Source organism: Cryptosporangium aurantiacum, assembly GCF_900143005.1.
Taxonomy (GTDB): Bacteria; Actinomycetota; Actinomycetes; order Mycobacteriales; family Cryptosporangiaceae; genus Cryptosporangium; species Cryptosporangium aurantiacum.
The window spans coordinates 40,874-55,307 of the sequence record NZ_FRCS01000003.1 but is presented as its reverse complement, the minus strand read 5'-3'; the positions used below and the strand labels follow the sequence as shown (position 1 = coordinate 55,307).

Below are 14,434 nucleotides of genomic sequence, written 5' to 3'. Positions count from 1 at the left end.
GCCACAAAGGTCAATAAAACAGAATCGAGCAAGTTGCGCAGAAATCGGGCCGGTAGGCTCGGCCGGGCGAGCGGGTCTCGCCCGGCCGGCTGCGGCTACTTGGGAGGCATCCGGATGCCGCCGTCGACGCGGATGACCTCCGCGTTCATGTAGCTGTTGGTGAGCACCTCGACCACCATGCTGGCGAGTTCGTCGGCGATGCCGAGGCGCTTGGGGAAGAGCACGCTCTGCCCGAGCTTGGCCTTGAACGCCTCGGCGCCCTCGCCTTCGCCGTAGATCGGGGTGTCGATCAGCCCGGGTGCGATCGTGTTGAGCCGGACGCCGACCGCGGACAGGTCGCGGGCGACCGGGAGGGTCATTCCGACGACGCCGCCCTTCGACGCGGAGTACGACGCCTGGCCGATCTGCCCGTCGAACGCGGCGACCGACGCGAGGTTGACGATCGAACCACGGGAGCCGTCGGCGTCGGGCTCGTTGCGGCTCATCGCGGTCGCGGCCAGGCGCACCACGTCGAAGGTGCCGACCAGGTTGATCGCGATCACCTTGCGGAACGCGTCGAGGTCGTGGGCGGACTCGAACTCACCGTCGCGGCCGACGGTGCGCTGAGCCCAGCCGATGCCGGCGGAGTTGACGACCGCGCGGAGTGGGGCGAGCTCGGTCGCAGCGTTCACGGCCGCCTTGATCTGGTCGGTGTCGGTGACGTCGACCCGCGTGAAGACGCCGCCGATCTCCTTCGCGAGTGCCTCACCCTTGTCGACCTGCAAGTCGGCGACCACGACGGTCGCACCCTTTGCCGCGAGCTGGCGGGCTGCGGCGGCACCGATACCCGACGCGCCACCGGTGACGATCGCGCTTGCGCCGTTGATCTCCATGTTCGGGCGTTCACCTAATTTCCTCGGAAACGGTCGGATGCCGCACGACGACGCTGGTCGAGCTACGGCGTCCTCACTCTAGTGAACGGCGGTTCGCATTTCGTGCGTAATCGCCGATTGACCCTCAGCCGGAATAGGTTCGGATCCGCCACAGCCCGAACCCGGTCAGCGACAGGCTGAGCGCGAGGAACACCGACAGCTCGATCCACTGGAACCTCCAGTAGCGGTCGGCCGGCTGGTACTCGTAGCTGAAGTGCAGGTTCTGCCGGGCGGTGCACGCCATCCCCTCCTGCGGGTCGCTCTGGTCGCACTGCTCCGATTGTTCGAGCGTGTACGGCGTGCCGTCGGCGTTGAACACCTGGCTGCTGGACGTCAGCGACCACGCGCCGGGCATCGTGTAACCGTCGATCTGAGCACCGCGCGCGTTGATCCCCATGAAGTCCGCGCGCGACATCGCCTCGGCGTCGAGCTTCACCGTGCTGGTGACCGGCGTCATCAGGTGCTGACGAAGAGCGGTGGGCATCACGACCTGGATGACGGCGAACAGCACCAGGGTCAGCGCCATCGCCGGCAGCGTCCGGCGCACGAGCAGACCGACGACCGTGCCGAGGACGAACGCGAAGACCGCGTACCCGACCGGGACGATATTGCGCGAGGCGAACGTCAACGCACCGAACCGTTCACCGATCAGCTGGTCGTAGCGGCTGGCGCTCCACGTCAGCAGCAGGCTGTACAGCCCGGTGACGGCCATGCTCGCCAGCGCGAGAAGCGTCAGCTTGACCGCGAGCCAGCGCACCCGGGTGATGCTCTGGTTCCAGACCAAACGGTCGGTCTTCTCCTCGAGTTCGCGGGTGATCAGCGGCGCGCCCCAGAAGACCCCGATCAGCGCCGGCACGCCCAGCAGCAGCGCGCCGATCAACGCGACCTGCACGCCGTACGTGTTATCGAAGCCGCGGCGGGCGCTGGCGCAGTCCGACGGCAGGCAGCCGACGATGTCGTTGGTGTAGGCCTGCCCCATCTGGCGGCCGAGGAGAACGAGGTAGATCGCCAGCGCGATCAGCGCCGCGGACGCGACGATCGCCTGGATGCGGAACTGCCGCCAGGTCAGCCAGATCATCGCGATGCCTCCACGGGGACAAGGGCACGGGTCATGTACGCGAGCCCGAGTTCTTCGAGGTGGGGGTGGTCCGTGCCGGGGATCGGATCGGTGCTTCGCGCGATGTGCGCGTCGATGACTTCCGCGCCGGGCGGGAGGGCGTCGCCGTCACTGACCCGGTAGTGCAGGGCGAGGAGGTCCGCGACGTCGCCGGCGAGTTGCACCCGCGACGCGGCCAGGACGACGAGGTGGTCACAGACCCGCTCCAGATCACCGAGCAGGTGCGAGGAGAGGACGACGCTGACTCCGAGTTCGGCGACGAAGTCCAGCAGATCGCGCAGGAACGCGCTGCGGGCCAGCGGGTCCAGGGAGGCGACCGGTTCGTCGAGGATCAGCAGCTCGGCGCGTTTGGCGGCGGCGACCGTGAGCGCGAGCTGGGCCCGCTGGCCACCGGACAGCCGGCCGGCCTTCTGCGCGGGGTCGAAGCCGAGTTGCTGGACGCGCCGCTGCGCCAGGGCCATGTCCCAGCGGGGGTTGAGCCGGGCGCCCAGCCGCAGGTGGTCGGCGACCGACAGCCTGGAGTAGACCGGCGCGTCCTGCGCGACGAACCCGACTCTGGCCAGTTGCGCCGCTCCGGCGGCGGGGCGGTCGCCCAGCACCGTGATGCTTCCGGCGGTCGGCGTGAGCAAGCCACAGACCAGCCCGAGCAGCGTGGACTTTCCCGCGCCGTTCGGACCGACCAGACCGACGATCCGCCCGGCCGGTATTCGCAGGGTGCAGTCGGTCAGCGCCGTCGTCCGGCGGTAGCGTTTGCTGAGCTGCTCGGTGGTGATGATCGAGGTCATGGCGCCAGTTGTAGGAAATGGACGGTCACAGCAGCGTCCGCGTTGTTGTGACCGTGGTGTGACCGGTCCGCCGATAGCCTCGGACGATGAGGGTGCTGGTGGTCGAGGACCAGGCTGAGCTCGCCGACTCGGTGGCGCGGGTGCTGCGCCGGGAGGGTATGGCGGTCGACGTCGCCTACGACGGCACAGCCGCGCTGGAGCGCTCGGACGTTGTCGACTACGACGTCGTCGTGCTGGACCGTGACCTGCCCGGCGTGCACGGCGACGACGTCTGCCGCACGCTGGTCGCCCGGGACGCGTCCAGCCGCGTGCTGATGCTGACGGCTTCGGGCACCGTCGCGGAGCGCGTCGACGGGCTCGGACTCGGCGCCGACGACTACCTGCCGAAACCGTTCGCGTACGCCGAACTCGTGGCCCGGATCCGTGCCGTCGGTCGCCGGACCCGTCCGGCGGCGTCGCCGATCCTCGTCCACGGCGACCTCCGGCTCGACCCGGCACAGCGCACCGCCACCCGCGCCGGTGCTCGCCTGGCGCTCAGCCCGAAGGAGTTCGCCGTGCTCGAACACCTGCTGACCGGTCAGGGCCGGGTGATCTCCGCCGAAGAACTGCTCGAACGGGTGTGGGACGAGGCGGCCGACCCGTTCACCACCACGGTGAAGGCGACGATCAACCGGCTGCGGACGAAACTCGGCGACCCGCCGCTCATCGAGACCGTCGCCCGCGCCGGCTACCGGATCTGAGATGCGCGCCGTCCACCGGGTGCGGCTGCGTTTCACCCTGCTCTACGGCCTGATCTCGGTGCTGTCCGGCATGACGCTGCTCGCGATCGTCGTCGTGTTGGCCCGGAGCCTCCCGCCCGCGGACGTCGCCGCACCATCCGACGCCGCACCATCCGACGCCGCACCACCCGACGCCGAACCAGTGGTCGGCGCACCCGCCGTGTACGTCGACTTCAGAACCGACATGCTGCTGGTGTCAGGTATCGCGCTCGCGGTCATGGCGCCGGTCTCGCTGGTGCTGGGCTGGGTGTTCGCCGGCCGCATGCTGCGCCCGGTGCAGTCGATGACGCTGCGCCTGCGGCAGATCTCCGGCTCCAACGTCCACGAGCGGCTGGCCGTGGGGGGTCCCCGCGACGAGTTCAAGGACCTCGCCGACACCATCGACGGCCTGCTCACCCGTCTCGAATCCGCGCTCAACGGCCACAAACGCTTCGTCGCCAACGCGGCCCACGAGCTACGAACACCGTTGACCGTCGAATCCGCGCTGATCGAGGAGCCGCTGATCGACCCGGACGCGACCGTCGAGGCGTACCGCGCGAACTTCGAGCGCCTGCTCGCAGTCAACCGGCAGCGCGGCCGGCTGCTGGAGTCGCTGCTCACGCTCGCCGGCAGCGAACACGTCCGCGACCGCGTCGACAAGGTGGACCTCGCCGAGGTCGTGCAGCAGGCGATCCGGGACCGATCCGCGAGCCTCGACCGGCACGGGCTCCGGGTCATGGCCGCCGCCCGGCCCGCCTGGCTCCTCGGCGATCCGACGCTGATCGCGCGGCTGGTCGCCAACCTCTGCGACAACGCGATCCACTACAACGTCCCGGGCGGCGAGATCGACGTCAGCACGCGCCTCGACACCGGCCGGGCGGTGCTGGTCATCGCGAACACCGGACCCGTCGTCCCACCCGAGCACGTACCGCGGCTCTTCGAACCGTTCCAGCGGTTGCACCGGGTGTCCGACGACGCCCACCACGGGCTCGGTCTGTCGATCGTCCGGGCCATCGTCGCCGCGCACTCCGCCGAGCTCGACGCGCACGCACGCCCGGAGGGTGGTCTCGTGTTTGAGATCGCGTTCCCCGCCGTGTCGGATTGAGCTGCCGCCCACCTGAGCCGCCGCCGCGACCAGCTCGGCTAGCGGGCGCCGCGGAGGGCGGCGGCGAACTCGGACGCGTCGGCGTAGCGCGCGGCCGGAACCTTGCTCAGCGCGCGGAGGACCGCCGCCGCCAGGCCCACCGGGACGTCGTCGGGCAGCGGCGCGGGCTCCTGGCGGACGACGAGCTGGACGATCTCCGTCAGGCTGTCGCCGGTGAACGGTGCCCGGCCGGCCAGACAGCTGTACGCGACCGCACCGAGCGCGTAGACGTCGGTGGCCGGCGAGATCCCGCCCGCGGTGATCTGCTCGGGCGCCATGTAGTACGGCGAGCCGAACATCAGCCCCGCCGGTGCTTCCGCGGAGCGGATCGAGCGGGCCAGCCCGAAGTCCACCAGCACGACCCGGCAGTCCGGCTGGATCATCAGGTTGCGGGGTTTGACGTCCCGGTGCACGAGCCCGGCCCGGTGCGCGACCTGTAGCGCCGCCGCGGCCTGGGCCAGCACGGACAGCGTGTCCGCACTGCCCAGGCGGCCGGCGGAGGCGATGTGGTCGGCGAGGGCCCAGCCGTCGATGTGTTCCATGACGAGGTACTCCCGGTGGTCGCCCTCGGGCGTCTCGTCGGTGCCGTAGTCGTAGACCCGGACGATCCCGGAGTGCCGCAACGACGCGAGGAGGCGCGCTTCGGTCCGGAAGCGGCCGCCGGAGTCCTGATCGGACGGCAAGGACGGGAGCGGGATCTTGACGGCCACCGTGCGGAGGAACACCGCATCGGTGGCTCGCCACACTTCCCCCATACCGCCGGCGCCGATGCGTTCTTCCAACCGATAACGGCCACCCAGTACCCGTTCAGAGCAGTTCGGGTCGCCGACATGGACCTCGCTCTCGGCGTACGTCGTCATGGCAGTTCTCCCTAAAAGGGCGTGGTTGTTCGTCCTTGTCCCACCCCTTGTGAATGATCGGTCAGAGCGGATTTCCGCAGCGTTGGCAAACGGATCGGCGCTCCGGCGGTGCAAGACTGGTGCGCATGAAGTACGTGTTGCTGATCTGCGATGACGAGTCGGTCTCCCTGAGCAGTGAGGAACTCGGGGCTGATCCGGTGCTCCGGGCCTGGGAGTCGGACCTGAACGGGCGTCGAGCACTGTCGGCGGGCGCCCGCTTGCGGCCGGTCGCCGAGGCCACGACGGTCCGCGTCCGCGACGGCGAGACCCTGGTCTCGGACGGACCGTTCGCCGAGACCAAGGACTTCATCGGTGGCGTCGCGCTGATCGAGGCCGCCGATCTGGACGAGGCGATCGTGGTCGCCGCCGGACACCCCTACGCCCGGTGGGGCTGCGTCGAGATCCGCCCGGTTTGGGAGTGAATTCGGCGGGTGACGTGCGCGCTGCCGTTGACGCCGCCTACCGGAGCGACTGGGGTCAGGTCGTCGCGACGCTGATCGGGATGACCGGGGACTGGGATCTCGCCGAGGACTGCGCGCAGGAGGCGTTCGCCACCGCGCTGTCGACGTGGCCGCGCGACGGCATCCCGAACCGCCCGGGCGCCTGGCTCACCACGACCGCGCGCAACCGCGCGGCGGACCGGCTGCGGCGAGACACCGTGGGGCGGACGAAGCTGCGGCAGATCGCGGTGTTGGCGCGGGATCCGGACGAGCCGCCCACCGAGGAGATCCCCGACGAGCGGTTGCGGCTGATCTTCACCTGCTGCCACCCGGCGCTGTCGTTCGAGGCCCGGATCGCGCTCACCCTCCGCACGCTCGCCGGTCTGAGCACCGCCGAGATCGCCAAAGCGTTCCTCACCGCCGAATCCACGATGGCGCAGCGACTGGTCCGGGCGAAGCGCAAGATCGCCGAGGCCGGTATCCCGTACCGCGTCCCACCCGCCGAGGTGCTGCCGGAACGGCTGGCCTCGGTCCTCGCGGTTCTCTACCTGATCTTCAACGAGGGCTACGACGAGCAGGACGGACGCCGCGCGCTGGCGGCGGAGGCGATCTCCCTCGCGCGGACACTCGTCCGGCTGATGCCGCAGGAGCCCGAGCCCCGCGGTCTGCTCGCGCTGATGTTGCTCGGCGAGGCGCGGCGGGCGACGCGGACCGAGGACGGTGTGCTGGTCACGCTCGAACAGCAGGACCGCTCCCGGTGGGACCGCGCCCTGATCGACGAGGGTGTCGCCGTGCTCGACGAGGCGCTGGGGCTGCGCGGGCCCGGGCCGTACCAGGTGCAGGCCGCCATCGCCGCCTGCCACGTCACGGCGCCCGACGCGGAGAGCACCGACTGGCCGCAGATCGCGGCCCTCTACGGCGAACTGGCCCGCCTGGCGCCGTCCCCGGTGGTGGAGCTCAACCGGGCGGTGGCGATCGCGATGTCCGAGGGGATCCCGGCCGGTCTCGCGCTGGTGGACCAGCTCACAGCGTCCGGACGATTGAACGGGTACCACCTGCTGCCTGCCACCCGGGCCGACCTGCTCAGGCGGGCAGGCCGGGCGCCGGAAGCGAAGGTCGCGTACGAGGAGGCACTCCGGCTGGCGCCGACCGACGCGGAGCGTCGTTATCTGACCGATCGAATTCGCGGGCTCTGACTGTCGATCCCGAACCGTCTCCTTCGTCGGTGGGGCGAAACCACCGGACGAAGGAACTTGTGATGTTACGAACCGAGAGGCCCCGGCGGGGTCTCGTACTGGCCCTGGCCTGCGCCTCCACGGCCATGGTGGGCCTCGACGTCGCGATCGTGAACGTCGCGCTGCCCTCGATCCAATCCGATCTCGGCGTCGGGCCGGGCGCGCTGCAGTGGGTGGTCGTCGCGTACGCCCTGCTGCTCGGCGGATTCCTCCTGGTCGGCGGGCGGATGGCCGACCAACTGGGACGTCGGCGCGTCTTCCTGGCCGGGCTCGTGATCTTCACCGCTGCGTCGTTCGTGGCCGGCGCCGCGCAGCAGGCCGGTGTCCTGATCGCGGCGCGCGGCCTCCAGGGATTCGGCGCCGCGCTCGTCGCGCCGGCCGCGCTCTCGCTGATCGCGGTCACGTTCGCCGAGGGGCGGGAACGTGCCCGCGCGGTCGGCATCTTCGGCGGAGTGGCCGGAGTGGCCGGGTCGGTGGGGGTCGTCGCCGGAGGTCTGCTGACCGCCGGGCCCGGCTGGCGCTGGGCCTTCCTCCTCAACGTCCCGGCCGGCGTCGTGTTCGTCGTGTCCGCCGTCCTGTTCCTCGCCCCGGATCAGGCCCGTGACCGCGCCGCGCGACTCGACCTGGCCGGGGCGTCCGCGGTGACCGGCGGCCTGCTGCTGTTCGTCTACGCGCTGCACCACGGCGCCACCGAGGGGTGGATCTCCGGGTCCACGGCGGCGCTGTTCGTCGCGGCGGTCGGCCTCCTGGTCGCGTTCGCGCGGATCGAGGCACGGTCCGCTGCTCCGCTCGTGCCTCCCGCGACGTGGCGCAACCGAAGCCTGGTCGCGGCGAACGCCGCCGCGTTTCTCGCGTACTGCGCGCTGTTCTCGTTCATCTTCCTCGGCTCGCTGCTGATGCAGCAGGCGCTCGGGTACTCGCCGCTGAGGACCGGCGTGGCCTGGCTGGCCACGACCGCGACGAGCTTCGTGGCTGCGGTGGTCGGCGGCCGGCTCGTCGGCGTGGCGGGGGTGCGGTGGGTGCTGATCAGCGGGCTCTCGCTGGTCACCGCCGGAGCGCTGTGGCTGACGAGGATTCCGGCCGCCGCCGGCTACCCCGCCGACCTGCTGCCCGCCTTTCTGCTCGTCGGGGTGGGTTTCGGGTTCTGCGGCCCCGCGCTGCAGATCGGCGCGCTGTCCGGCGTGTCGCGGTCGGCGTCGGGGCTGGCGTCCGGTCTCGTGGAGACGATGCGGGAGATCGGTGGCGCCGCGGGCGTCGCGGTGGTGTCGACCGTGCTCGTGGCGCGATCCGGTCTCGCCGGCTTCCACGCCGCGTTCGCGCTGATCGGCCTCCTCGCGGCTCTCGGCGTGGTCACCGCCGGGGTCGGGCTCGCGGGCGTCGAGGAGCGTCCGCTCGCCGATGTCGATCCGGAGTCGCTCAGTTCGTCGGTGGAGCGTCAGGGTGAAGAAGCCTGCCTCGGAACCAAGGAGCAGTCATGAGTGACACCACGACCAACCTGCCCCCGGTCGTCGACCGGTCCGCCTTCCAGGCGGAGCTGGACCGGCTCCGGGTCCGAAGAAGGCGGCTGCCCCGGGTGGCCGCCGGACGCTCGGACGACCTCGTGCAACCCTGAGGCGCGATCACTCCGTCGTACGGGTATCTCTCGCCCGACAGGAGTCCCGGCCTTGCGTAAAGCAGACGAAGAACGGTTCACGGCCTTCGTCGAGGAGCGGATGGACCGCTGGCGACGCAGCGCGTTTCTGCTGTGCCGCGACTGGCACACCGCCGACGCCGTCGAGAACGACGCGGTCAGGTCCCTCACGTGCACGAAGGACGGCGGCTGCGTCTCACGGAAGGGGCCGCAGGGCCAGGCGATGACGGTTCGGCACTGGCGCTTCTCGGCGGAGGCCGACTACACCGAGGTGCGGATCGCGCTGCCGGAGAAGCGGGTCCTGATCCTCGAGGCCCACAATCAGGTTCTGACGAAGGACCAGCTGATCGACGTCGTCTCGGACCTCGCCGGCCAGATCAAGTAACCGCCGGAACGCGATCGCCGTGCTGCGCTACGAATCCAGGTAGCGCAGCACGGCCAGCACGCGTCGGTGGTCACTGTCCGACGGCGGCAGGCCGAGCTTGACGAAGATGCTCGTCACGTACTTCTCCACCGACGCGGGACTCACCGCGAGCGCACCCGCGATCGCGGAGTTCGACCGTCCCTCGGCCATCAGCCCGAGCACCTGCCGTTCGCGCGCGGTGAGCGTTTCCAGCGCGAACACCCGGCGGCTCGCCCCGAGGATCTGGCTGACGACTTCCGGGTCGAGCACGGTCGCCCCGCCGGCGACCCGGGTCAGCGCGTCGAGGAAGTCGCCGACGTCGGCCACCCGGTCCTTCAGCAGGTAGCCGATGCCCTCGCACCGCCCGGACAGCAGCTGGGTGGCGTAGCGGGTCTCGATGTACTGGGAGAGCACGAGCACCGCCACGTCGGGATGATCCTGGCGCAGCGTCAGGGCGGCGCGGAGCCCCTCGTCGGTATGGGTGGGGGGCATGCGGACGTCGACCACCGCGATGTCCGGCCGGTGCGCGGCGACCGCGGCGAGCAGCGCGTCGGCGTCGGCGACCGCCGCTACGACGTCGTGGCCGCGCCGCTGGAGCAGGTGCACGAGGCCGTCACGGAGCAGCGCCGAGTCCTCGGCGACGACGACCCGCATCAGGCACGCACCGGGAGTTCCACAGTGACCACCGTAGGGCCGCCGGGCGGGCTGACGAGCTCCAGCGTGCCGTCGACCGTGCCGACCCGGTGGGTCAGGCCGGCCAGACCGCCGGCCGGCGTCCGCCGGGCGCCGCCGGTTCCGTCGTCGCGCACGGTGAGCCGCAGCCAGCCCGGCCGCACGGCGGTCAGCGACAGGGCCGCTGCGCGTGCTCTGCTGTGTTTCGCGACGTTGACCAGGAGTTCGGCGGCGGTGAAGTAGGCGATGGTCTCGATCGCCGGTGACGGGCGGTCCGGCAGCTGGACGTCCAGCTCCACCGGGACGGGGCTGCGCGCCGACAGCGTCTGCAGTGCGGGCCCCAGCCCGGTGTCGAGCACCGGCGGGTGGATCCCGCGCACCAGGTCACGCAGTTCGACGAGGGCCTGCTTGGCGCCCTGGTGTGCGGTGTCCACCAGCGCCAGGGCCGCCGCGGGGTCACCCTCGGCCAGCTCGTCCTTGGCGAGCCCCAGCTCGAGCGCCAGTGTGACGAGTTGGGCCTGGGCGCCGTCGTGGAGGTCTCGTTCGATCCGCCGCAGCCGCGCGGCGGAGTCGTCCATCGCCTGCGCGTGGGCCTGGCGCAGCGTGTCGGCGCGGGTGGGCCGCAGCAGCGTTCTGGCCAGGAGCCGCTCCGGCCAGAGCAGCCCCCGGGTGATCCAGGGGGCGGCGAGGAGCAGGAGTAGGCCGACGACGCCCACCGTGGGGACGTACAGCCACTCCGGCATCGACCAGTCGCCGAAGGTCGGGGTCACCAGGTGGGTGCCGTGCTCGTCGGTCTCGGAGGGGAAGACCACGAACCGGCTCCAGACCGGATAGGACGCGAAGGCGATCCCGTACGCCCAGGTCAACGCCGCGGCCGCGCCGAGCACCAGCGCGACCGGAGACTTTCCGATCAGGTAGGCGAGCGCGCGCCAGCCGGCGGCGTCGGTCAGCCCGGCCCGGACCCAGTCCACGATCCCGCGTCCCCGAACCACCGCCGGTGGGGGCTCGAGGGGTTCACCGAGCAGCCGCCGGGACAGTTCCCGGTGCAGGGCGGCGAGATCCCGGGCGCCGCGCAGGCCGACGGCCAGCCAGGGCAGCCCGATCGGCGTCAGCGACAGGAGCACGCCGGGAACGAGCACGACCAGCGCGGAGACGAAGCCGATCACGGCCAGCGGGACGCCCAGCACCGCATACAGCAGTCGGCCCCACGTCCGTCTGCCGTACCACCGTCGCAGTAACCGCGCCACGCTCACCAGCGTGCCGGACCGGGCTGCGCCGCCACACCCGGCAGCCCCGCCCGGTTGTCCCGAAGTCCGGCAGCGGCCCACCGGATGTCCGGCCCTGGCCCGGGCCGCCAGGTTGGGGCCATGAGCGACCCGAAGAGCCTGCCGGAGGTGGCGTAGCCATGCTGCGGTACGTCCTGTCCAGCGTCCGGGCCCACAAAGGACGCCTGCTGCTGACCGCCCTCGCGATCACGCTCGGGGTGAGCCTGGTCGCCGCCACGTTCGTCGTGATCGACACCTGGCGGGCGGCCGCCGACGCGAGCGCGCACCACCGTCCGCGCGGCGTCGACGTCGTGGTCGGACACGACGGGGACGAACCGGTGCCGGCGGCGCTGATGGATCGGTTGGAGCGCGTCGAGGGGGTGGCCTCGACCACGGGCGTCGTCGTCGGCGTCGCACAGATCCTCGGACGCGACGGCCATCCGGTCGCGGGCCGTGACCCGATGGCCCGGACGATCGACGCGTCGTTCGACGACAGCCTGCGCGCCGGACGGGTGCCTGCCCGGCCGGGGGAGGTGGTCATCGACCCGGCCACGGCCGCGTCGGAGCGCTACCGCGTGGGCGACGAGATCCGGATCGTCAGCTCGGCGAGCCTGCCGGAACCCGTCACGGTCGTGGGGTTGCTCGATCCGCCGGAGCAGCCGGGCGCCGCGTTCGTCGGCGTCCACCCGAGCGCCGCCAGGGACCTGCTCGCCCGCCCCGGCCTGGTCAGTTTCGTCGAAGTGCGCGGGACGCCGGGAACCGACGAGCGGGTGCTGCGGGACCGGGTGTCAGCAGTCGTCGGAGAGCAGTACCCGGTGATCACCGGGTCTGAGCTGCAGGCCGAAGTGGACAGCGCCGCCGAACCCGACCCGCTCTTCACCACGATCTTCCTGATCGCGAGCCTGGTCGCGCTGTTCATCGGTGCCTTCCTGATCCGCAACACGTACACGATCGTCCTGGCGTCCCGGGCTCGCGAGCTGGCCCTGCTGCGTTGCGTCGGGGCGCAACGCCGCCAGCTGCGCCGCGCGGTGCTGCTGGAGGCGGCGATCGTCGGCACGGTGGCGTCGCTGGGCGGGCTGGTGCTCGGTGTGGCGATCGGCTGGGGTGTCGCCGCGCTCCTGGAGGCAGCCGGTGCGGTGCCGGTCGACGTCACCGGGCGCATGCCGCGGCTCCTGCCGCGCACGGTCGCGATCACGCTGGCGGTCGGCGTCGTCACCGCGCTGATCTCGGCGTGGGGTCCGGCCCGGCGCGCGACCCGGGTGCCGCCGATCGCGGCGCTGCGGGGTGAGGTGTACGTCCTGGACCGCCGGGTCCGTCGGGTGCGCGCGATCGTGGGTGGTCTCGCGAGCCTCTGCGGGATCGGTCTGCTGCTGGCCGGTGGGCTGGCCGACCCGGCCGCGGATGCGTTGGTCCGGGTCGGTGCCGGGCTCACCGTCGTCGGGGTGCTGGTGCTCGGTCCGGTATCGACGCCGCCGATCGCGCGGCTGGTGGGCCGGCTGATCCACCCCGGCCGCGGCGTCGCAGGGCGGCTCGCGGCAGAGAACGCGGTGCGCAGCCCGCGCCGGACAGCGGCGACCGTCCTGCCGCTGGTGATCGGGCTGGCGCTGGTCGGTTTCCTCACGACGCTGGCGGCAGGCAGCCGTGCGTCGGCCACCGGCGGTTTTGATCACGCGTTCCGCGCCGACTTCCAGGCGCGGGCGTTCAGCCCCGACGCGTCGATGAGCCCGGCCGTGCCGCGCCGGCTGGAGGCGTTGCCCGAGGTGGCGGTCGTGGCCGCGATCCAGTCCGCGGACGCCGAGCTGACCGCCCGCGACCGGGAGGCCGCCGGGATCGGCCTCGTCGGGGTGGACCCTTCCCGGCTCGCGGCGACGCTGGCGTTGAACGGCAACCTGGCCGACGTGACGGACGGCGGCATCGCGCTGCGGCGCAGCGTCGCCCGGGAACGGGGGGTGACGGTCGGGTCGTCCGTGCGGGTACGGGGCGCCGGCGACAGCGAGCGGACGTTCGTCGTCCGGGCGATCTACGACACGTCCGGCTTCGGTGACCTGGTCGCTTCCCGGATCGCCGACTTCGACGCGGTGATCACGCCGGCCGACTTCCGGCGGCTCATCGGTGACCCGGGGGTCACGACGGTCTACGCGTCGCTGCGCGACGGCGTTCCACCCGACAGAGCGCGCACAGCCATCGGACGCTCACTCGCCGGCCACCCGACCGTCGAGATCACCAGCCGGGCCGAGCTGCGCGGGCAGCTGGCCGCCGACCTCGACCCGGCGCTGCGGGTCTACTTCAGCCTGTTCGGGCTGATGATCGTGATCGCGCTGTTCGGCATCGCCAACACGCTCGCGCTGTCGGTGCTCGAACGCGTCCGCGAGATCGGCCTGCTGCGCGTGGTCGGAATGCAGCGGCGCCAGATCCGGGCGATGCTCTGCTGGGAGGCGGCCACCGTCGCCGCCACCGGTGCGGTGATCGGCCTCGCGCTCGGGTCGCTGGTGGGCTGGGCCACGACCCGTGCCCTCAACCTGTCGGCGACCGACGTGCCCGTCGCGCTGCTCGTCGCGTGCGCGGGTGGCGCGGTGCTGGCGAGCCTGCTCGCCGCGGCGCTGCCGGGCCGCCGCGCGGCCAGGGTCGACGTCCTCCGCGCGCTAGCGACTGAGTGACGCCGGGATCCCGGCCGCGGTCACTCCGTGGTGACCGGCAGCGTGATCAGCAGGTCCTCGAGCTGCTCACCCACCGGATAGACGTCGTTGAACAGACCGGCGCCCGACTCGGTGAGCGCGACCTCGGTGCCGGCCCAGAGCTCGACGTCCTCGTCGGTCGGCACCGGCGCGATCCGGAGCGTGGCGAGCGAGAGGCGCTCGGAACCGTCGGCGATACTCAGCTCACCCTGCTCGCCGCGCAGGTCGATCCGCGGCTCGGCGAACTGCACGAAAAGCATCCCGAAGTGGCCGCTGAAGCGGACGTCGCCGTGGAAGGTCCAGTACCGCTCGGCGGTGCCGTCCGGGGCGGTGCGCCGGCCTGCCGCCTCCGGGGGGAAAACGATGTCGTGTGGTCCGGCCGGGAACGCGCCTGCGCTCACGAAGCCTTTGCCGTCGGGCATGCGGCGGACGTAGTCGACGAACGAGCGCTTGATCGCCCAGCGCAACCCGTACGGGGGAGTCTCCTCGGTCACGGCTCA

Annotated in this window: 15 protein-coding genes; 8 read left to right on the top strand and 7 right to left on the bottom strand. The window is 71.7% G+C overall.

Annotation, left to right across the window (positions count from 1 at the left end; all coding sequences use genetic code 11):
* Positions 1–95: 95 nt before the first annotated feature.
* From BUB75_RS11130 to BUB75_RS11120, 3 genes are all read right to left on the bottom strand, one after another.
* Positions 96–872, bottom strand: a complete 777-nt coding sequence (locus BUB75_RS11130) for an SDR family NAD(P)-dependent oxidoreductase (RefSeq protein ID WP_073255467.1) — start codon at positions 870–872, stop codon at positions 96–98.
* Positions 873–996: 124 nt separating this feature from the next.
* Positions 997–1,989 carry an ABC-2 transporter permease gene (locus tag BUB75_RS11125; RefSeq protein WP_073255464.1) on the bottom strand — a complete coding sequence of 331 codons (993 nt, stop codon included), beginning with the start codon at positions 1,987–1,989 and terminating at the stop codon, positions 997–999.
* Entirely contained in the window at positions 1,986–2,813 is an 828-nt protein-coding gene (locus BUB75_RS11120) for an ABC transporter ATP-binding protein (protein ID WP_073255461.1), read from the bottom strand. Before BUB75_RS11120 ends, BUB75_RS11125 begins: the two co-directional genes overlap by 4 nt.
* Before the next feature lie 86 nt (positions 2,814–2,899).
* Between BUB75_RS11120 and BUB75_RS11115 the strand changes: the two genes are divergently transcribed.
* Both BUB75_RS11115 and BUB75_RS11110 read left to right on the top strand, forming a co-directional pair.
* Complete coding sequence (locus tag BUB75_RS11115) at positions 2,900–3,553, top strand: response regulator transcription factor (RefSeq protein WP_073255458.1); 654 nt, start codon at positions 2,900–2,902, stop codon at positions 3,551–3,553.
* A gap of 1 nt (position 3,554) precedes the next feature.
* The gene (locus BUB75_RS11110; protein WP_073255455.1) at positions 3,555–4,676 is read left to right on the top strand and encodes a sensor histidine kinase; all 1,122 of its coding nucleotides are present in this window, start codon (positions 3,555–3,557) and stop codon (positions 4,674–4,676) included.
* 38 nt (positions 4,677–4,714) lie between these two features.
* Here BUB75_RS11110 and BUB75_RS11105 read toward each other — a convergent pair whose 3' ends face one another.
* A complete protein-coding gene (locus tag BUB75_RS11105; RefSeq protein WP_073255452.1) occupies positions 4,715–5,575 on the bottom strand; it encodes a serine/threonine-protein kinase in 861 nt (286 codons plus the stop codon).
* A 125-nt stretch (positions 5,576–5,700) separates the two neighbouring features.
* On the opposite strand from BUB75_RS11105, the gene BUB75_RS11100 reads away from it, so the two are divergent.
* The 5 genes from BUB75_RS11100 (at position 5,701) to BUB75_RS11085 (ending at position 9,304) form a co-directional block, all read left to right on the top strand.
* Entirely contained in the window at positions 5,701–6,036 is a 336-nt protein-coding gene (locus tag BUB75_RS11100; protein ID WP_073255450.1) for a YciI family protein, read from the top strand.
* Positions 6,037–6,050: 14 nt separating this feature from the next.
* Complete coding sequence (locus BUB75_RS11095) at positions 6,051–7,250, top strand: RNA polymerase sigma factor (RefSeq protein WP_218617431.1); 1,200 nt, start codon at positions 6,051–6,053, stop codon at positions 7,248–7,250.
* Between the two features lie 62 nt (positions 7,251–7,312).
* The gene (locus tag BUB75_RS11090) at positions 7,313–8,767 is read left to right on the top strand and encodes an MFS transporter (protein WP_084740822.1); all 1,455 of its coding nucleotides are present in this window, start codon (positions 7,313–7,315) and stop codon (positions 8,765–8,767) included.
* Positions 8,764–8,901 carry a hypothetical protein gene (locus tag BUB75_RS46195; protein WP_178379828.1) on the top strand — a complete coding sequence of 46 codons (138 nt, stop codon included), beginning with the start codon at positions 8,764–8,766 and terminating at the stop codon, positions 8,899–8,901. The genes BUB75_RS11090 and BUB75_RS46195 overlap by 4 nt, the downstream gene beginning before the upstream one ends.
* A gap of 52 nt (positions 8,902–8,953) precedes the next feature.
* Entirely contained in the window at positions 8,954–9,304 is a 351-nt protein-coding gene (locus BUB75_RS11085; RefSeq protein ID WP_073255441.1) for a hypothetical protein, read from the top strand.
* A gap of 27 nt (positions 9,305–9,331) precedes the next feature.
* Here the strand turns inward: BUB75_RS11085 and BUB75_RS11080 are convergent, their stop codons facing one another.
* Both BUB75_RS11080 and BUB75_RS11075 read right to left on the bottom strand, forming a co-directional pair.
* Entirely contained in the window at positions 9,332–9,976 is a 645-nt protein-coding gene (locus BUB75_RS11080) for a response regulator transcription factor (protein ID WP_073255438.1), read from the bottom strand.
* Positions 9,976–11,241 carry a sensor histidine kinase gene (locus BUB75_RS11075; protein WP_073257076.1) on the bottom strand — a complete coding sequence of 422 codons (1,266 nt, stop codon included), beginning with the start codon at positions 11,239–11,241 and terminating at the stop codon, positions 9,976–9,978. Before BUB75_RS11075 ends, BUB75_RS11080 begins: the two co-directional genes overlap by 1 nt.
* 158 nt (positions 11,242–11,399) lie before the next feature.
* Here BUB75_RS11075 and BUB75_RS11070 point away from each other — a divergent pair, with 158 nt between their 5' ends.
* Complete coding sequence (locus BUB75_RS11070; protein WP_073255435.1) at positions 11,400–13,916, top strand: ABC transporter permease; 2,517 nt, start codon at positions 11,400–11,402, stop codon at positions 13,914–13,916.
* Between the two features lie 20 nt (positions 13,917–13,936).
* Here BUB75_RS11070 and BUB75_RS11065 read toward each other — a convergent pair whose 3' ends face one another.
* Entirely contained in the window at positions 13,937–14,428 is a 492-nt protein-coding gene (locus tag BUB75_RS11065; protein WP_073255433.1) for an HtaA domain-containing protein, read from the bottom strand.
* Positions 14,429–14,434: the final 6 nt, after the last annotated feature.